Source organism: Nitratidesulfovibrio vulgaris str. Hildenborough (genome assembly GCF_000195755.1).
Taxonomy (GTDB): Bacteria; Desulfobacterota; Desulfovibrionia; order Desulfovibrionales; family Desulfovibrionaceae; genus Nitratidesulfovibrio; species Nitratidesulfovibrio vulgaris.
The window spans coordinates 3,117,258-3,135,039 of record NC_002937.3 but is presented as its reverse complement, the minus strand read 5'-3'; the positions used below and the strand labels follow the sequence as shown (position 1 = coordinate 3,135,039).

Here is a 17,782-nt window from a genome sequence, read left to right as displayed (position 1 = left end):
GCGTCACGCAAGGCAGTGCCGACGCACGATGTCGGCCCGGCGGGACACCGCCGACGGGAGGCAACATGCAAGAGACGAAGACCACGGTGCGTGCCAGCACCCTTTCCAACGGCAGAAGCCTTGCCGCGTACCATGAGGACTTCGACCGCAAGTGGGCCTCTGCGTGGGGGCGTACCCTCACCTACGCGCAGATGCACGCCAACCGTGTGGTGCAGAGCGCGCGCATCGTGCTCTCGCATCCCGATATCTGGGGCAAGGTCGCGTCGGGGTTCGTCAACGCGGCGAGGGGGCGCAAGCGTTTGCTGCGTTCGCTCGAGATCGCCGTCACCTATCGCTGCAATGCCCGCTGCGAGCAGTGCTCGTGCAGACGTGACCATGACCCCGTGCGTGAGAAGACCGAACTGCTCACCCTGCCCGAATTGCAGCGTGTCATCGACGAGGCTGTCGACATGGGAGCCTTCCAGTTCTGCATCAACGGTGGAGAACCGATGCTGGAGGAGGAGAAGGTCTTCGCGCTTCTCGACTACATCAAGACGCGGCATAAGGGCTACGTGCACCTGTGCACCAACGGTACGCTGCTCGACGACGACAAGGTCGCCCGCCTTGCGGAACACCATCTCGATTCCGTGGAGATGGGCTTCGACTCCGCCTTCGAGGACGTGCACGACGCCAACCGCGTGCGCGGCGGCTACCGCAAGGTGTTCCACAACATCGAGGCGTTCCGTAAACGTGGCGTGGGTGTGGTGCTCAACACCATTCTCACCAACCAGAAGGTGCGCTCTGACGACATGCTCTTCACCATGGACCTTGCGAAGAAGCACGGCTGCATGTTGCAGGTGACCCCTTGCTGCCTCACCGGGGCGTTGCGGGGGCGCATGGACATGATGCTCACCGAGAAGGCGCGGTTCTATTTCTACTGGTTCCTCGCGCAGTCGACCAACAACCGTTCCGACCTCTATTCGAGCCTCACGCGCATCAAGTGCCCCGCCGGGCGTGAGAAGCTGGGCCTGCAACCCTACGGCGACGTGGTCTCGTGTCCGCTCATCCAGATACGGTACGGCAATGTGCGCGAGAAGGGTCTGGCAGCCATCCAGCAGGACATCCTCGCCGACCCGTACTATGGTCTCGACGGCAGCCACGGCTGCCTGCCCGCCATGAGCGAGACCTTCATCCGCGAACGCCTCTCGGGGGATAGATGAAAGACGCGACGAACGACCGCATGCACGGGAGTGCAGATGCCGCCGGAAGGCCTACGGAAGGGCCTGCGGAAAGGCCCACGGAAAGGCCCACGGAAAGGGTTGAAGAGAACGCAGGCGGCGTGCAGCACGGGCATTGTCCGCTGTGCGCGGTGCGGCTTGCACCGGCATTCGCGCATGTGCCCGACTACGAATACGGCGCGGAGGGCGATTTCGGCTTCGGACATTGCGCCGAGTGCGGCCTTTTGGTGCTGACGCCGCAACCCGGTATCGAACAGCTCAAAGCCGCCTATCCGCCGCACTATCACGGCTTCCATACCGGGGCGAAGGGGCTGGTGGGTCTTCTCTACAGGCTGGTGTACGGTCTGCGGGTACGGGCCTACGGGCGTCTGTTGCCGCGAGGGGGAAGACTCCTCGACGTGGGGTGTGCGGATGCCGCCTATTTCGACGCACTGGTGAAGGCGCGGCCCGATGTGGTGCCGGAAGGGGTGGAGTTCATCGACGACATCGCGCAACGTGCCCGCGACCGGGGCTTCCGCGTCGTGACCGGAACGCTTGCCGACATGAAGGACGCCGAACCCTACGACGTCATCATCATGAACAACCTCATCGAGCATGTCACCGACCCCGTAGCCGAACTGGAACAGGCCGTGCGGCTGCTGCGTCCCGGCGGGCACATCGTGGTGGAGACCCCCAACACCGACTCGTGGGACTATGCCGTCGCCGGGCGCTGGTGGGGCGGGCTGCATGTGCCGCGGCATACCTACCTCTTCGGGCCGGTGTCGCTGGACAGGCTTGCTGCGCTGTGCGGGCTGCGCCTCGCCTCGCGTAGCTTCCAGCCCAACACCGACCACTGGGCACTCTCGGTACAGAACCGCCTTCAGGCAACACCGTCGACGCGGCGACCGCTCACCCGCGGTCGGGCATGGTACTACAAGTGGCTGCTGCTGGCGTTTCTGCCCCTCAACATCGTGCAGGCATGGCTTCGCAAGTCGGGGTCGTTCGTGTCGGTCTACCGGCGGACGAGTTAGGCTAGACTCAGGTCAATCCAGGGAGACGGCAATGCGCTTCATGTTCCTGCATCCGCGATTAAGCCTTGAGGGTGATCCTCTCGGGCTTATGCAGCTTTCCGCAAGCTTGAAGCAGAGAGGGCATATCGTTGGCCTGACACTTCTGACTGAAGACTATATTGAAGCCATCAGGTCTTTTCAGCCCGATATGCTTGGCGTAAGCCTCATGAGTTCGGATGCAGTGATGATGCATCAAGTCCTGAATAAGGTTCGAATGGTCTTCCCTGACCTTTTCATCATCGTAGGTGGACCGCATCCAACATTCGATCCTTCGTGTCTTATGGTGCTCCCTGTAAACGCTATATGCGTTGGCGAAGGCGATGAGGCACTTGTAGAAGCTCTTGAACAGTATGGAAGGGAGGGGCATGTCGAGGGGATACGCAATGTCGGAACGGTCACAACGCCTGTCACCCTGAGGCCGCTTGTCTCAGACCTTGACGACCTGCCTTTTATAGATCGCGATATAGTCTACGCTAAGAACCATATCGTAAGAGATTTTCCACTGAAGACCTTCGCCGCGTCACGAGGTTGCCATTTCAAGTGCACCTATTGTTTCAACCATGCCTACAATGCCATGTATGCAGGTCTTGGGCATGTCGTAAGAAGACGCTCAGTTGACCACCTCATTGCCGAGATGCGTGACGTCATCGCACGTTATCCGACATCATACATCAAGATTTCTGATGATTCGTTTACGTATCGCGTTGATTCGTGGCTTGAAGAATTTGCTGAAAAGTATCCGAGGTTGATCGGGCTGCCGTTCTATTGCCTGCTGCGGGCTGACGTGGTCACGCGTGACATGGTCCGCCTGTTGCGCGAAGCTGGCTGTCGTTCGGTGTGCATGTCCATAGAGGCAGGGGCCGAGACAGTGCGCCGTGATGTACTCAACCGTAGGGTTTCAAACGAGAAGATCATCGAATCGTTCGACCTGTTCAACGAGGCTGGCATCGCCATCTACACCAATAGCATGCTCGCCATGCCCCGTGCCACGCTCGCTGACGACATCGCCACACTGGACTTGAATATCAGGTGCCGGCCTACATTGGGTCACTTCACAATCATGGCACCCTTCCCCGGAACACGGATTCACGACATGTGTGAAAAGGACGGCATCCTGCCCGAAAGATGTGGCGGCGATGGCGACATACCCACGTCGACCGGCGAACTTTCGAAGCTGACGACCTACACGGATGAAGAGAAGAACATCCAGAAGAACATCGTTCTGCTGGGGCCTCTGGTCATCCGCTTTCCGGTCTTGCGTGGAGTGTTCCTGCGTTGTCTGGCGAAGCTGCCCAGTAATAACATTCTTTTTAAATGCATCTATACCGTGACCAAGAATCTGCTGTTCAAGCGAATTGTGCCTGTTCGCATGTCTCCTTTGCTCATGTTGCGTATCGCCATTGCACAGGTCAAGGCCGCGCGAACTCAGGTAGGATGAAATAGAGACCTGGCACGCAAATACGACACGCCATGACGGACGAGAAACCGTCATGGCGTGTCGTATTCTGGTCGAGGCGTGAGCCGGTTGCCGGGTACGTGAGCCGTTCAAGGGTCAGGTGTTCGTCGGCCTGCGCAACTCGAAGGTTATCTCCTCGTAGCCGCCCACCCAGAAGCAGAAAAGCCTGCTCGTCGCCAGCGGCGCGATGTTGCCCAGCGCGTCGAAGACCATCCCCAGCATCTTGCCCACATTGAAGGCGAAGTTGCCGAGCACCTGCCGCTTGAGCCAAGGCTGCGCGAACCACACAAGGCGCGTCTGCACATGCTCGAAGGGGATGCCCGTGTAGCCGCCGGGGAACGTGGGGTCGAAATAGAGAGGAAAGGTCACGTCGAAGCCGCATTTGTGGTCGTAGTGGCTGAACCCGCGCGAGAAGTGGGGTACCCGTAACCGTAGCGTGCCGCCCGGTTTCAGGATGCGCCATATCTCGCGCATGGCGTCGCGCGGCGAGGGCAGGTGTTCGAGCACATGGTCCATCTCCACGAGGTCGAACCGCGCATCCTCGAACGGATAGGGGAAGGACGACAGGTCGTGGAACACGTCCGCCTTGGCAAGCGGGTCCACGTCCACGTTGAGGAACCCCGCTTTGGGGTACTGGCCGCAGCCTAGATTGAGTCGTTGCATCTGTGCCTCGAAGGGGACGCGGCCCATGACGGGCTGTCGTTCGTGGAGTCGTTGATGGCAGCCGAAGACCGTGCAGGGACGGCTTGCGCTGTGATGAGGTGCCCGTCTCCGTGGGGCGTCGTGCCGAATTCTATCGTGTCGGATGCCGTGGCGCGGCTGTGATGCAGGTAGCGTTCGCGCCATGCCTCGACGCACAGGGCCGACCAGATCTCCTTGCGGTGGTCGCGGCGTCCCGAAAGGTGGTCGCGTACCATGCGTTCCACGGTCACGGGGTCGAGGAGGCCGCCCTGCGCCACGCGACCGGGGTCGAGCATGGCGGTCACGAGGGGCCGCAGTTCATGGCGGAACCACCGGGCCAGCGGCAGGCCGAAGCCCTTCTTCGGACGTTTGAGTAGCGCATCGGGCATGCGCGAACGCATGAGCCTGCGCAGCAGCACCTTGCGGGTGAGACCGCGCAACTTGTGCTCACGCGGAAGCCTGTTGACGTAGTCCGCAAGGTCCTGGTCGAGGAAGGGCGAGCGCACCTCCAGCGAGACCGCCATGCTCGCGCTGTCCACCTTGGTGAGAATGGAACCGCACATGTAGAAGCGCTGGTAGAAGTGGAGCATGGCGTCGAACCGTGAGGCGTCGCGGCACTCCTCGCGCAGCATGTCCAGCGCGTCGAGGGGCGAGACGTCGCGTGTGGCGGCGCGCAGGTCGGGGTGCAGCATGGCACGTGCCCCCTCGTCGTCGAACGCCCCCAGCCATGTCTGGTGGCGTGCAGCCACCTCGCGTGCCCCGAGACCGGAGAGGAAACGCTGAACCTTGAAGCCGAGGCTCATGTTGGCGTCCCCCGTGGGCAGCCGCAGCGCGATGCCCTGTAGCAGCCGCAGGGCCGCCGGGGGCAGCCAGTCGAGGCAGCGGGCGGGCAGGTCGGCAAGCACGGGGTCGTAGCCCGCGAAGAGTTCGTCGCCGCCGTCGCCCCCCAGCGCCACGGTGATGTGTTCGCGCGCGAAACGGCACAGCAGCAGGGTGGGGATGATGGAGGCGTCGGCCATGGGTTCGTCCTGCGTGGTCCACACCATGTCCAGCAGGTCGAGCATCCGCGCGGCGGGCAGGCGCATCATGGTGTGGTGCGACCCGGCATGGCGCGCCATGGCCTCGGCATGGGCCGATTCGTCGTAGCTTGCTTCGTCGAAGCCGATGGCGAAGGTGCGGATGTCGTGGGCGGGGATGTGCCGCGTCATGTAGGCAAGCACCGTTGACGAGTCGAGACCGCCGGAGAGGAAGACGCCGAGGGGCACGTCGCTGGCGAGGCGTCTTTGTACGGCAGCGTCGAGAAGCGCGTCCACGGCGGCTTCGGCCTCGCGCAGCGGAACCCCGCGGTCCCCGGTCGCGCCGGAGAAGGCGAGGCTGGCGTAACGCCGCACTTCAAGACGTCCGTCGCGCCACACCATGAGATGCGAAGGCGGCAACTTGGCGGCCCCGGCGTAGATGGAACGCGGTGCGGGCACATAGTCGTAGCGCAGGAAATGGAGAAGCGATGCGGCGTCGGGTTCGGGCCGGAATTCGGGGTGCGCGAGAAGTGCCTTGGGTTCGGAGGCGAAGAGCAGCGTGCCCTGCCGGGTGACGGCGTAGTGCAGGGGCTTCTTGCCGAAGCGGTCGCGGGCCAGCAGCAGGCTGCGCTTTCGTTCGTCCCACAGGGCGAAGGCGAACATGCCCTTGAGACGTGCGACGACACCTTCGCCCCACGCCATGTAGCCGCGCAGGATGGCTTCGGTGTCGGACGTCGAACGGAAGATGTGCCCGGCGGCTTCAAGGTCGCGTCGCAGGTCGGGGTAGTTGTATATCTCGCCGTTGAAGACCAGCGTGAACGCCCCGTCCTCACTCTGCATGGGCTGTGCGCCCGCGTCGGAGAGGTCGAGGATGGACAGGCGGCGGTGCCCGAGTCCCACATGGGGGCTACCCGCCCCGGAAGGCCGGATGAAGAGGCCGCAGGCGTCGGGCCCGCGATGGGCGAGACTCTCCGTCATGGCGGCGAGCGTGGCGGAGGCCACGGGTGCGCCGGGAGAGACGATGCCTGCTATTCCGCACATGTGTCGCCGTTCCGTATGATGCGTTCGATGACGAACTGCCGCTTGCCCTGCGCCTCGAAGTAGGTGCGGATGAGCACCTCGCCGATGAGTCCCTGACACAGGATGAGCAGACCGCCGATGAGCAGCACCTCCACCATGAGGCAGAAGGTGAGCGTCTCACCCGGCATGCCGAAGAGTTTCGCCAGCAGGGTGGTCAGGGCGATGCCGCCCAGCCCGAGGGCCACCATGTAGTTGGCTATCTTGCCGAAGAAATGGATGGGCCGCGTCATGTAGTCCGAGAAGAAGCGCAGCGGCAGCAGGTCGAAGATGACGCGCCATACCCGCGAGAGATTGTACTTGGTGACGCCGTGGGTGCGGGGGCGGTGGTTGACCTCCACCTCGGCGATGCGGACGCCAAGCCATGCCGCGAACACCGGGATGAAGCGGTGCATCTCTCCGTACAGGTTGATGTTCTTGACGATGTTGAGCTTGTACGCCTTGAGCGAACAGCCGAAGTCGTGCAACTGCACACCCGTGCCCGCGATGAGCTTGTTGATGATCCAGTTGGCGGCCATGGAGGGGATGCGCCGGGTGACCATCTTGTCCTTGCGGTCGCGGCGCCAGCCGCACACCATGTCGTTGCCCTCGGCCATGACCTCCAGCAGCATGGGGATGTCGGCGGGGTCGTTCTGCAGGTCGCCGTCCAGCGTCACCACCACTTCGCCACGCGCCAGCTTGAAGCCCGCGCTGAGGGCCGCCGTCTGTCCGTAGTTGCGGCGGAAGACGATGATGGTCACGCGCGGGTCGGCGGCGGCGATGCCCTCCATCACTTCGATGCTGCCGTCGGTGCTGCCGTCATCCACGAGGATGAGTTCCCACGGCTGCTTGAGGTCGTGCAGTGCCTGCGCTACCTCGCGGTGCAGGATGGGCAGGTTCTCCACCTCGTTCTTGATGGGGACGATGACGGAAAGGGCCACCGGGCCGTCGTCGCGTCCATGCTCGCACGGCAGCATCCTGAAGGGCGAGATGTCGAAGCTGCGCGAGGCGAAGGCAAGGTGCAGGGCCTCGTCGCCCGGCAGTGGCGAACCGGGCGGGATGTCCTGTTCCATGCGCGCCAGCACGGTGTCGAGGTCTTGGGCCTCGGCCTCGTGCCCCGCTTCGTGCAGACGCCGGCGTATATCCGTGGCCTCTGCCTTCTCGCCGAGTCCGGCGAGGGCGACACCGAGGTTGCGCAACGCCAGCGGGTGGCCGGGAGATGCCGAGAGAATGCGGCGACTCATGTCGCGGGCGGTGTGGTACTCGCCGCACATGATGGCCGCACCGGCGCATTCGAGGCCGATGGCCAGCGATTGCGGCGCAAGTTCAGCCGCCATGCGCAGCAGGCGCAGGCCACGTACCGTGGCGTCCTGCCCCAGCAGGAAGAGACCGTAGGCGCGCAGGGCCTCGGGCTGGTCTGGTTCGGCGGCGAGGGCCTTGCGGAACCATGTGTCGGCACCTTCGCCGTCGCCCGAGGCGGCAAGGTGCAGGGCCATGACCAGCGGTATGGCCCCGTTGCGCGGCGATTTGGCTGTGGCCTCTTCAAGCAGCCTGCGCGCCTGTTCCGTCTCACCGAGGCGCAGATGCAGGACGGCAGCCCGCAGGGTGGGGTTCTGCTGTTCTCGTGCGATGTCCTCTGCCAGCGAGAGGGGGGTATGGTGTTCGTCGGTGGGCGGCATACGGTGCTTCCTTGCGTGCTTGGTGTCGTTCCTGACGTGCCTTCCCGTACCGTCAGCGGGTGGCGTTGACGGCGGCCTTCCCTTTTTTATGCAAATAGCAGTCCGCCGCGAGGATACTGGGAAGCAGTGCCCGGTGCAGGCGGGCTATCGACCCTTGCGGCACGACTGCGGGAACCAGCCTTTCAAGGTGGGGGGCCGCCCCTCCTTCGGGGTGCAGCAGCAGGTCGTCGCGCAGCACCTGCACCGCGCCACCGGCATCGCCTGCCGCTTCCAGTGCGAGGGCGTAGGCAACCCCCGTCCCCGGCAGGTGCCCCGCACTCTCCCATACGTCGCGCAGCATCTCCGCGGCGACCTCCGTCCGGCCTTCCGCGAGGCGTTGCTGCGCCCGTGCGGTCAGGAACGCGGCCCTCTTCTCCAGGGCGTCGATGTCCGACGCATGACGTGCGCCGGGGCCGGAGTAGAGGGTGCGCGGGTCGAAGTCCTCGGCCGCCTCGGGGGGCACGGTCTCGGCAAGCCTGTAGATGCGGGTGAATCGTGCGGACTCGAGGCGGTAGCGCAGGCCGTAGGCCCTCTCCAGCGCGTCGAGGTTCAGCTGGTCGGCGAAGAGCACCAGCCAGCGGGGGCGTGTCTCGCGGAAGAAGGCGTTGAAGGCCCTGCGGTGGCCTTCATCCCACAGGGCGTTGTTGCGGGCATGGACGGCCCACACGAGTTCAGGGATGGGGCCGGGCGCCCCCGTCTCCACATACAGGGCGGTGAAATGCCCGTCCTGGAAGATGTGGTCGCCCGGTTCGAGGCGCGGTTTCAGGTAGTCGATGATGAAGCGTCGCACGAAGAACGTGGCAGTACGCCATTCGCCGAGGTGATTCTGGGCGTTGTCGCGGTATCCATGGACGGAAAACCATAGCCCGGTGAGGAGGATGGCGGCGGTGGCGAAGGGGTGGGACAGCATGTCGCCGCCATGCGGGACAAGGCAGGCGGCGGTGGCGAAGGCCAGCGGAAAGTGCGTGAGTACGCCGTACTGGATGGCGAAGACGCCCCGCACCAGCATGTGGAGTGCCGACAGGGTGAAAAGGGCGAGCATCAGCCACGGCAGGCGTGCGTCCGGCCCGTGCGCCATGAAGTACAGCGGCAGGAAGGGGGTGAAGGGAAGCACCACCCGCAGATGCTCGAACAGGTAGAAGGCGAAGTCGCGTAGCATGGTGCGATAGGCGAACCCGTCGTTGCGCTGGGCCGCGTTGCGGCGATGCAGCCCCAGCAGGGCGCGCAGGCGGTGGAAGACCCCCCGGCCCGATGCCACGATGACGAGGATGCCGTACAGGGCATGTCCTGCCGCCGTGCCCGCCAGTGCCATCCATGCGTGTTGCGCGGGCACGGGCAGGACGAGTGCGCAGGCGAGGGGCCACAGGTGGTCGAAGGTGCATGCCTTGGCCTGAAAGCCCAGCGTGGCGATGAACGCCCCGACGAGGGAAATGGCCGGCATGTCTGCCTGCATCCCGCACAGTGTCACCAGCGTGCCCAGCGCTGTCATGAAGTTGACGACGGTCTCGGCGTTGCAGAACGACAGGGTGGCGAGGGGCGCGAGGTTCAGCAGGTGGTAGACGGTGAGGGTCGCCGCGGCGATGCGGGCGTCGCCCGTGAGGGCCAGCGTGATGCCGAAGAGGCAGACGCCTGTCAACACTAGCGTGATGTCGTAGGCGCGGTTGCCCCTGTCCCTCCCGTGTGCGTAGGCGGTGGAGAAGAAGAGGTTGGCAAGGGCGTTGGGCGCACTGCCGCCATCAAGCGCATAGTAGCGGAGAGGGTGCCGACCGAAGGGGAAACGGAAATAGGCGTGGTACCCCTCATGCGGGTACATGCTCTCGCCCCACGCGCTGCGTTTGGCGAGATAGTAGAGGGCGGAGACGAGGACGGCGACGAGATAGGGCATGGTTCGACTTCCTGTCGATGCTGTGTGGTCAGGCGACCTCGCGGTTGCCGGAACGCAGGATGTCCAGCGCTTGCGGCCCGGTGCGGAAGAGCAGGTCGAGTACGGAAAGGTAGGGCGTGAAGGGACGTGCGCCGCCTGTGCCCGTCGTGTCCGGCGTGCCCTGTACGTCCGGCGCGGCAGCGCTTCCAGCCTTCGCAAGGGCCGCATGCTCACGCAGGCTGTCACCCTGTTCGTAGACGGGGTGCTCATAGGCATGGAAGCGCAATGCCAGCCCCGCGGCGGCGAACCGTTCGGGTGCGTAGAGTTCCACGCCGCTGGCACCGTCGTAATAGCAGTCTGCCCCTGCCGCGCGCATGAGGGCGATGACCTTCTCTTCGCCCCGGCACGGCCCGACATCGAAGGTCGAAGCGCAGGCTACGGGCGTTGCGATGCCAAGCAGCCGCGCACACAGCAGCACGCTGCCGGTGGAGAAGTCCACAAGCCTGTCCGAGTCCTGCGCCAGCAGCGTCTCCACCTCCGGGTACACGAGGTCGAAGTGGGGGGTCTTGCGGTATGCCTCGCGCAGCTGGTTGAGGTGCTTCGTCCGCCAGCCTTCACGGTCGTTGACGCGCATGTCGCGGATGGCGGTGCCCACATGTCCCGACCTGTCGATGGCCACGGAAAGCCACTTCACCCCCTGCGGCGAGAGGATGCGGTTGCGACTCTGCCAGCTGCCCCGGACGAATTGCGCGTCATCGTAGAACACGAAGAGGTCGCAGCGCGACATCATGTCGAACATGCCCGCCCACGGAAAGTAGAAGGGCTGAAGCAACATGGCGCGCACGGTGCTACCTCGCGCCTTCGGTGACGACGTGCGCCACGGTCTCGGCCACCTTGCGGATGCGCTCTTCACCGAGGGCGGGCGACATGGGCAGACATACCACGCGCGAGAAGAGGTCTTCGGCCACGGGGAAGTCGCCTTCGTTGAACCCCATCTCGCGCTGGAAGTACGAGAAGAGGTGCAACGGCGTGAACATGACGCTCGTTCCCACGTTGCATTCCTTGAGGCGCAGGATGACCTCGTCGCGTGAGAGGCTGATGCGGTCAAGGTCGAGCCGCAGCGGGTAGAGGTGCCATGCGTGCCCCGCGTAGGGGGCGACATGGGGCGTCGTCACGGGCAGGTCGGCGAACGCCTCGTCGTAGATGGCGGCGTAGCTGCGGCGGGCGGCGGCGATGGCGTCCATGCGGCGCAGCTGCACCAGCCCCAGCGCGGCACACAGGTCGGTCATGTTGCACTTGTAGCCGAGCTCCTGCACGTCATAGTGGATGTTGCCCGCGCGGGTGTAGCGCTTCTGCCATATCTCGCGTGCGTCGCTGATGCCGTACATGGAGAGCACCCGCATACGCTGTGCGAGGTCGGCATCGCTGGTGACGGCCATGCCGCCTTCGGCCGTGGTGATGTTCTTGGTGGCGTAGAAGCTGAAGCACGCCACGTCGCCCAGTGTGCCCACGGGGTGCCCGTTGTGGGTGGCGCCGAAGGCGTGGGCGGCATCCTCGATGACGAAGAGACCGTGCCTGCGGGCGATGGCGAGGATGGCGTCCATGTCGCACACCTGCCCCGCGAAGTGCACGGGCATGATGCCCCTCGTGCGCGGGGTGATGGCGGCCTCGATGCGGGCGGGGTCGATGTTGAAGGTGCGCGGGTCCACATCCACGAACACGGGGCGCGCCCCGCGATGCAGGATGACCTGCGCCGTGGAGATGAAGGTGTACGGGGTGGTTATCACCTCGTCGCCGGGGCCGACCCCGAAGGCGGCCAAAGCCACAAGCATGGCGTCGGTGCACGAGAACGTGGCCACGCCGTGGGTCGCGCCCGCCACGGCTGCTGTGGCGGCTTCGAAGGCGCGCACGCGGGGGCCGGTGGTTATCCAGCCGCTGCGCAGGGCCTCGAGAAGTTCGTGCTCCTCTTCCGGGCCTATCTGCGGCGGAGAGAAGGGGATGAATGCGGATGCGGGAGTGAAGCTCATGGTGCCACCTCAGAGGCCGAAGGCCCGCCTGTGGTCGGGGCGCAGGGTCCAGCGGCCTTCGTGCGTGCGTTCGAAGTTGTTGGGGGTGAGTGCCCATATGTTGCAGGCCGCACATTCGGGAAAGGGCAGCGCGTCGGCCTCGGCCCTTGCGCGTGCCGCGGCGAGTGCTGCGCCGTTGAAGAGCGCGCCGACCGGGGTCTCGTCCACATTGCCGATGTGCAGCCCGCTGCCCGCCCTGTGGCAGTCGTTGCCGATGGTGCAGGGATACAGGTTGCCGTCGATGTCGATGTAGACCTTGCTGTACAACTCGTAACAGGGATAGCGGGCTTCGGTCACGTCGAAGGGGCGCACGTCGGGGGTGTCGCTGTGCGCCACATGGTCGACCAGCGCGGGCTTGCTGTAGAGTCTGCGCACGAAGAACGAGACGCCCTCGCACAGGTCGGCGGGGATGCGCGCTGTGAGTTTCTGCACCTCGCCGCCCTGCTGTTCCATGATTTGCACACCCACCGGGAAGTCGGGGCGCAGCCGCCGGCGCACTTCGAGAAAGCCCGTGAGGTTGGCGAGCACCCGTTCGAAGAGGTCGCGTCCCATGATGCGCCGGTAGTGTTCGCGGTCGGGGGCGTTCACCGAGAAGGTGCATGCCGTGGCGACGGAACCCAGCATGAGGCGGGCCTTGGCGTCGTCGAGATGCACGAGGTTGGAGTTGAAGGTCACCCTGTCGCAGTGCGGGGCGATGCGGGCGAGGCTTGCAAGGTGCGTCTCGAGGTGGCGGTTCAGCATGGGTTCGCCGAGGCCCACCATGCCTATCTCGGGCAATCTGCGGCCCGCGAGGGCGTCGAGAAGCTGGTCGACGATGGCGTCGAGTCTCTCCGGCGGCATGTCGCCCATGCGCATGGTGCCGCGCATGGCGGCATGGTCGCAGAAGACGCAGCCCATGTCGCAACGGTTGGTCAGTTCGAGGTTGACCACGCGGGGAAGAGGTTGCGGCGTCATGCGGCACCTTCCTTGTCGTCTGTTACGGCTTCTTCGTGGCTGGGCAGCATGGACGCGGGAATGGGTGCCAGCGGGGCAAGGTCGCAGGGGCAGGGCCTGCCCAGCACGGCGTCCAGCGCCGATGCGGGCAATGCCGCCACGGGGCGCAGGGCCGTCACGTCCTCGGCACGCAGGATATGCCCTGCGGCGAGGCGGGTGCGGGCGTAGAGACCCCGGCGCGATGCCGTGCGTCCTGCGCTCTCTTGCGGGGCGAGCACGCGTTCGGCCCCGCCGAGGGCGAGGGCGGTGCGTTCCGCGGCGAGGCGCAGTTCACGCAACTGTGCCGGGGTGATCGAAATGTCGTGGTCGGCATCGGGGATGCGTTCCATCAGTGCCGGGTCGGTGGTGAAGTGGCGTTCGATGACCCTCGCCCCCAGTGCCAGCGCCATGCGCGAGGCTTCGAGGCCGAGGCTGTGGTCGGACAGGCCCACGGGCACGCCGAAGCGGGCCGCCAGTCGCGGCATCTCGGCAAGCTGCATGTCCTCGAGCCTTGCGGGATAGTCGGAGATGCAGTGCAGCAGCGTGACGTCGGTCGCGCCGGACTCGCGCAATGTGGCGAGGGCCTTGCCGATATCGGCGTGGTCGCCCATGCCGCACGAGAGGATGACCGGCAGGCCCGTGCGCGCCACGGCACGCAGGTGCGCCGTGTTGTCGAGGTCCATGGAAGCCACCTTGACGGCGGCGATGCGGAAGCGGGTGCAAAGGTCGAGCGTGGGCGCGTCGAAGGGGGTGGTGATGAGGGCGATGCCCTGACGCCGCGCCCGTTCGAAGAGGGCCTCGTGCTGCCGCAGCGAGAGCATCATGCCCTCCATGCTTGCGGCGTAGGGCAGCGAGGGGTGCAGCAGCCCGCCGGGGGCGAACGACTGGAGTTTGACGAGGTCGGCCCCGTGTTCCCACGCGCTTTCGATCATCTCCCATGCGAGGTCGGCGTCGCCACCGTGGTTGAGTCCCACTTCGGCGATGATGGCGGCACGCCCTCCTGCGGGGGCAAGCGGCGAAGGCGTATCGGACATGCAATCTGGTGTCGCGGTCATGGTGCTACCGTCGAGGCACCCGTGCGGGTGGCTATGCGTTGCAGAAGCCCCGCGAGGCGGGCATCGTCCGGTGCGCTACGGGCGAGGCGTCGGGCCGCGTCGAGGGCGCGTTCCGTGGCCCCGAGGGCGAGGTGGGCCTCTGCCAGTGTGGCGAGGGCGCGTGCCGGCGGCGTCTCACGGTGCAGTACGCCCTCGAGCAACAGCAGCGCGTCGTCGGGGCGTTCTTCGACCATGCACAGGGCGGCCATGTCGGCGGCGATGCAGTCGCTGGCGGCGACGGATGCCCCCGAGGTGCGCATGGCCGCGCACAGGTCGAGGATGCGCCGCAGGGTCGCCGCATCACGGACATGCGCGCTGCCCCACATGGTATCGACCAGTTGCCGCTGGTGCGGGGTGATGGTGATGGGGGCACCCTTGAAGGCCTCCGCGATGTCTGCCTCCCACGACCCGGACGAAGTGCTGAAGATGTGCTCGCGATGCGTCTGCATGGCGGCGTCGGGGGTGACGAACTCCATGTCCTGCATGGCGATGCGGAACGGCCTGCCAAGGTGGACGCAGTACCCGAGGGCCGAGGAGAAGAAGTTGGCGATGCCCGCGTCGGCGACCTCGATGATGGCCCGCAGCCTGTTGAGGAAATAGGGGCTGTACATGTGCCCTGCCGTCACGCAGCGGAAGCCGCGTTCCATGAAGGCGCGGGCCGTGCCCTGCAATACGTCCTTCCAGTAGAGGCACACCAGCACGGTGTCGAAGTCGCGCCCTGTGCGGCGCAACGTGTGGCAGAAGGCGTCGATGTCGTAGATGGCCTGCGTCCAGTGGCACGAATGCTTGGGAAAGGCCAGCAGCACACTGCCGAGACGCGCCTTCTCCGCCGCGAGTTCTTCGGGACCGAGGGAGGGCGGCGCGTAGTGCACCATGGGCCCGATGGCGAACGTGGCCTTGGGCGTGTGCCGCGCCAGCGTGTCGAGGCGTGCGGGCGATGGCGCGATGACGGCGGGCAGGGGGGCGTCCATGTCCACTTCCCACACATAGTCGCCGTAGAAGACCCCGTGTTCCACCGTGGCGGCAAGACTGGCGGTGCGGGGCAGCCCCGCGTACCGTTTCAGGACGGAGGCGTTGCCGTAGAAATCGTTGGAGGCGTGCTCCTCGTGCGTGCGCAGCGGCGTGTCGTCGCTGCCCGCGCTGCGCAGCAGTTCGTCATGTCCGGCGTCGAACAGGCCCATGGTCAACCCCTCCGGCGCCCCAGCCAGTAGATGATGGGGCCGCCGCCCATCTCGCCGCGGGTGACGCGCACGTCGGCCACGGTGTCGAAGGCATGGCTGAAATGCCCGATGAGCGCATCGGGCGTGGGGATGACGTCCTTGCCCGCGAAGGGGCCGTCCAGAGGCTGGAAGCACTCGCCGAGAAAGAGGTATCCGCCCGGTCGTACCGTGGCGGTGACGTTGCGGACCACGTCGTCCATGTGCGGGAAGATGCACCAGCACACCGCCTGCATGAGGCAAAGGTCGTAGGGGCCGCGTCGCCCCTCGAAGCGGATGTCGTCCACCTCGAACGAGATGCCGGGAAACAGGGCGCGTGCCTTCTCCACGGCGGTGGCGGAGACGTCGGTGCCCGTCAGGGTGCGGCCTTCGCCCGCGAATTGGGAAAGGAAGTAGCCGAGGCCGCTGCCGACCTCGAACACCGTGCGTACGGACGGGTCGTCAAGCGCGTGTCCCACCAGTGCGGCAGAGACCTTGTTGAACCACTTGTCGCAGGCCTCGTCCTGATGCCACGGGGCATGGCGCGACTTGCGGTACATCTGTTCGAACTCGCCGATGAGTTTCCCGTCCCTGATGAAGAAGTCGTGGTAGTCGTCGGAGGCGATGTCCATGGAGGTTCCTTGTGGCGGCGTATGCAGCCCCCGTGCGAGGGGGGCGATGGCGTCCGCACTCCAGAAGGGGCCTTCGGAGGGCGGCAGGGCCATGATGAAACGGCGCAGCGCGTCGAGGTCGTCTTGCGTATCCACGTCGAGGGATACGCCGGGGGCGCGCAGGGCTGCGTCTGCGGCAAGTGTCGCCTGTCTGAAACGTTCCGGTCGATGGCGGATGAAGAGCGAAACGTGTTCGCGGTCTTCGGGGGCGGTGGCTTCGGCGTGCGCCTGCGCAAGGGCGGCGGCGGTGAACACCTCGCACCCGAGGCCGTCGGGCAGCCCCGTGCCGTCCATGGCGTGGGCGGCGTAGTCGAGTCCTTCATCACGGAAGAAGGCGACCAGCGCGTCGATGCCTTCGGGGCACACGAGGGGGCTGTCGGCGCAGATGCGTACCACGGCATCGGGTTCGAATCGTTCCGTCGCCAGTGCATAGCGTGTCAGCACGTCGTCTTCCGGCCCTCTGAAGGCCTGAACGCCAAGGCCGCTAGCCAGCGTCTCCAGCGCGTCGCAGGCGGGGTCGGTGCTGGTGCACAGCACGACCCCCGAAAGGGTGCGGGCGCGCAGGGCGCGGCGCAACGTCATCTCCAGCACGCCCATGCCGTTCCATACGGGCATGAGCGATTTGCCGGGAAGGCGCGTCGAACCCATCCGCGCCTGAACGAAGGCCATGACGCGCATCGCCTGCCCCCTACCCCAGAAGCCGGGCACGCAGCCCCGGCACGTCGAGGTCGAAGCCGTCCCAACCGTACCAGATGGGCGGGCACTGGTGGTGTTCGACCACCCATGCCGTACCGGGCAGGTTCCAGTCCTTGTCTTCGATGACGGGGCCGAGGTCGGTGCGGGCGAAGACCTTGCCCGTGGCCTCGCGCAGTGCGGGGGCGTCGAAGACGATGTACTTGTAGTAGCCCGATTCCATGCCTTCGGGGAAACGCACGCGATTCTCGAAGATGGCGTCGTAGCGGGCCGCGAGTTCACGCTTCCATGCAAGAATGCGGGGCATCCGTTCCAGTTGCACCATGCCCAGTGCCGCCTGCATCTCGCTCATGCGGAAGTTGAAGGCGTCCTTCATGGGGTAGGTGACCACGCCGTCCACGACCTGCTTGCCGTAGTTGCGGAAGCGTTCGACGAATTCCAGTACGGCGGGGTCGGCACTGACAACCATGCCGCCTTCGCCTAGGGGCATGGTCTTGGTGGCGTAGAAGGAATAGCTGCCGCCGATGCCGTAATGCCCGCCGGTCTTGCCGTTCCATGTGCCGCCGTGGACATGGGCGCAGTCTTCGATGAGGGCGATGCCGCGTTCGCGGCAGAAGGAGGCAATCTCCTCGGCGCGGAAGGCGATGTGCCCGCCGATGTGGACGAGGACGACGGCGCGTGTGGCAGGAGTCACCTTGCGGCGCACGTCTTCGAGGTCGAGGCACAGGTCGTCGCGGCAGCAGTCGGCGTAGACGGGGGTGGCGCCCGCGCGTCTGGCGGCGAGGGCCGTGGCCCAGAAGGTGTTGGCGGGCACGATGACCTCGCCACCGCGTACCCCGGCGTATTCGAGCAACGCCCAGAGTCCTGCGCCGCCGTTGGAGACGGCCTTCGCCCCCAGCCCGGTGAACGTGCCGAAGGCCTCCTCGAAGCGGCGGGTCATGGGGCCGTCGGAGAGGAAGCCGGAGTCGAACACCTCCTCAAGGCGTTCGTGAAGCCGTTGGCGATAGGCTTCTTCGATGATGACGCGCATCGC

General features: G+C 65.6%; 14 protein-coding genes. 3 read left to right on the top strand and 11 right to left on the bottom strand.

The window, feature by feature from the left end:
• Positions 1 to 65 precede the first annotated feature (65 nt).
• The 3 genes from DVU_RS14195 to DVU_RS14185 are packed head-to-tail and all read left to right on the top strand — an operon-like array spanning position 66 to position 3,704.
• Entirely contained in the window at positions 66 to 1,199 is a 1,134-nt protein-coding gene (locus DVU_RS14195) for a radical SAM/SPASM domain-containing protein (protein WP_010940277.1), read from the top strand.
• Complete coding sequence (locus DVU_RS14190) at positions 1,196 to 2,227, top strand: class I SAM-dependent methyltransferase (protein ID WP_010940276.1); 1,032 nt, start codon at positions 1,196 to 1,198, stop codon at positions 2,225 to 2,227. Before DVU_RS14195 ends, DVU_RS14190 begins: the two co-directional genes overlap by 4 nt.
• Positions 2,228 to 2,258: 31 nt before the next feature.
• Positions 2,259 to 3,704 (top strand): B12-binding domain-containing radical SAM protein, encoded by a 1,446-nt coding sequence (locus tag DVU_RS14185; protein ID WP_010940275.1) that lies wholly within the window; start codon positions 2,259 to 2,261, stop codon positions 3,702 to 3,704.
• A 114-nt stretch (positions 3,705 to 3,818) separates the two neighbouring features.
• Here the strand turns inward: DVU_RS14185 and DVU_RS14180 are convergent, their stop codons facing one another.
• The 11 genes from DVU_RS14180 to DVU_RS14130 are packed head-to-tail and all read right to left on the bottom strand — an operon-like array spanning position 3,819 to position 17,779.
• Positions 3,819 to 4,385, bottom strand: coding sequence for a class I SAM-dependent methyltransferase (locus DVU_RS14180; protein WP_010940274.1), 567 nt, complete (start codon positions 4,383 to 4,385; stop codon positions 3,819 to 3,821).
• The gene (gene asnB, locus DVU_RS14175; protein WP_010940273.1) at positions 4,367 to 6,460 is read right to left on the bottom strand and encodes an asparagine synthase (glutamine-hydrolyzing); all 2,094 of its coding nucleotides are present in this window, start codon (positions 6,458 to 6,460) and stop codon (positions 4,367 to 4,369) included. The genes DVU_RS14180 and asnB overlap by 19 nt, the downstream gene beginning before the upstream one ends.
• Positions 6,448 to 8,154, bottom strand: coding sequence for a glycosyltransferase (locus tag DVU_RS14170; RefSeq protein WP_010940272.1), 1,707 nt, complete (start codon positions 8,152 to 8,154; stop codon positions 6,448 to 6,450). The genes asnB and DVU_RS14170 overlap by 13 nt, the downstream gene beginning before the upstream one ends.
• A gap of 52 nt (positions 8,155 to 8,206) precedes the next feature.
• The gene (locus tag DVU_RS14165; protein ID WP_014524598.1) at positions 8,207 to 10,078 is read right to left on the bottom strand and encodes a hypothetical protein; all 1,872 of its coding nucleotides are present in this window, start codon (positions 10,076 to 10,078) and stop codon (positions 8,207 to 8,209) included.
• A 28-nt stretch (positions 10,079 to 10,106) separates the two neighbouring features.
• Positions 10,107 to 10,892, bottom strand: coding sequence for a WbqC family protein (locus tag DVU_RS14160; protein ID WP_223295161.1), 786 nt, complete (start codon positions 10,890 to 10,892; stop codon positions 10,107 to 10,109).
• 13 nt (positions 10,893 to 10,905) lie between these two features.
• Entirely contained in the window at positions 10,906 to 12,084 is a 1,179-nt protein-coding gene (locus DVU_RS14155; RefSeq protein WP_010940269.1) for a DegT/DnrJ/EryC1/StrS family aminotransferase, read from the bottom strand.
• Between the two features lie 9 nt (positions 12,085 to 12,093).
• Entirely contained in the window at positions 12,094 to 13,077 is a 984-nt protein-coding gene (locus DVU_RS14150) for a radical SAM/SPASM domain-containing protein (protein WP_010940268.1), read from the bottom strand.
• Positions 13,074 to 14,150: an N-acetylneuraminate synthase family protein gene (locus DVU_RS14145; protein ID WP_010940267.1), complete on the bottom strand. Its 1,077-nt coding sequence runs from the start codon at positions 14,148 to 14,150 to the stop codon at positions 13,074 to 13,076. Before DVU_RS14145 ends, DVU_RS14150 begins: the two co-directional genes overlap by 4 nt.
• Positions 14,147 to 15,370, bottom strand: coding sequence for a tetratricopeptide repeat protein (locus DVU_RS14140; RefSeq protein WP_010940266.1), 1,224 nt, complete (start codon positions 15,368 to 15,370; stop codon positions 14,147 to 14,149). The genes DVU_RS14145 and DVU_RS14140 overlap by 4 nt, the downstream gene beginning before the upstream one ends.
• Positions 15,371 to 15,372: 2 nt before the next feature.
• Positions 15,373 to 16,725: a cytidylyltransferase domain-containing protein gene (locus DVU_RS14135; protein WP_223295113.1), complete on the bottom strand. Its 1,353-nt coding sequence runs from the start codon at positions 16,723 to 16,725 to the stop codon at positions 15,373 to 15,375.
• Positions 16,726 to 16,744: 19 nt separating this feature from the next.
• Positions 16,745 to 17,779, bottom strand: a complete 1,035-nt coding sequence (locus DVU_RS14130) for a DegT/DnrJ/EryC1/StrS family aminotransferase (RefSeq protein ID WP_010940264.1) — start codon at positions 17,777 to 17,779, stop codon at positions 16,745 to 16,747.
• Positions 17,780 to 17,782: the final 3 nt, after the last annotated feature.

Excerpts from the sequence above, each read along its gene's own strand:
- DVU_RS14195 (WP_010940277.1), top strand. The coding sequence starts at position 66 with ATGCAAGAGACGAAGACCACGGTGCGTGCCAGCACCCTTTCCAACGGC.
- DVU_RS14190 (WP_010940276.1), top strand. The coding sequence starts at position 1,196 with ATGAAAGACGCGACGAACGACCGCATGCACGGGAGTGCAGATGCCGCC.
- DVU_RS14185 (WP_010940275.1), top strand. The coding sequence starts at position 2,259 with ATGCGCTTCATGTTCCTGCATCCGCGATTAAGCCTTGAGGGTGATCCT.
- DVU_RS14180 (WP_010940274.1), bottom strand. The coding sequence starts at position 4,385 with ATGCAACGACTCAATCTAGGCTGCGGCCAGTACCCCAAAGCGGGGTTC.
- asnB (WP_010940273.1), bottom strand. The coding sequence starts at position 6,460 with ATGTGCGGAATAGCAGGCATCGTCTCTCCCGGCGCACCCGTGGCCTCC.
- DVU_RS14170 (WP_010940272.1), bottom strand. The coding sequence starts at position 8,154 with ATGCCGCCCACCGACGAACACCATACCCCCCTCTCGCTGGCAGAGGAC.
- DVU_RS14165 (WP_014524598.1), bottom strand. The coding sequence starts at position 10,078 with ATGCCCTATCTCGTCGCCGTCCTCGTCTCCGCCCTCTACTATCTCGCC.
- DVU_RS14160 (WP_223295161.1), bottom strand. The coding sequence starts at position 10,892 with ATGTTGCTTCAGCCCTTCTACTTTCCGTGGGCGGGCATGTTCGACATG.
- DVU_RS14155 (WP_010940269.1), bottom strand. The coding sequence starts at position 12,084 with ATGAGCTTCACTCCCGCATCCGCATTCATCCCCTTCTCTCCGCCGCAG.
- DVU_RS14150 (WP_010940268.1), bottom strand. The coding sequence starts at position 13,077 with ATGACGCCGCAACCTCTTCCCCGCGTGGTCAACCTCGAACTGACCAAC.
- DVU_RS14145 (WP_010940267.1), bottom strand. The coding sequence starts at position 14,150 with ATGACCGCGACACCAGATTGCATGTCCGATACGCCTTCGCCGCTTGCC.
- DVU_RS14140 (WP_010940266.1), bottom strand. The coding sequence starts at position 15,370 with ATGGGCCTGTTCGACGCCGGACATGACGAACTGCTGCGCAGCGCGGGC.
- DVU_RS14135 (WP_223295113.1), bottom strand. The coding sequence starts at position 16,725 with ATGGCCTTCGTTCAGGCGCGGATGGGTTCGACGCGCCTTCCCGGCAAA.
- DVU_RS14130 (WP_010940264.1), bottom strand. The coding sequence starts at position 17,779 with ATGCGCGTCATCATCGAAGAAGCCTATCGCCAACGGCTTCACGAACGC.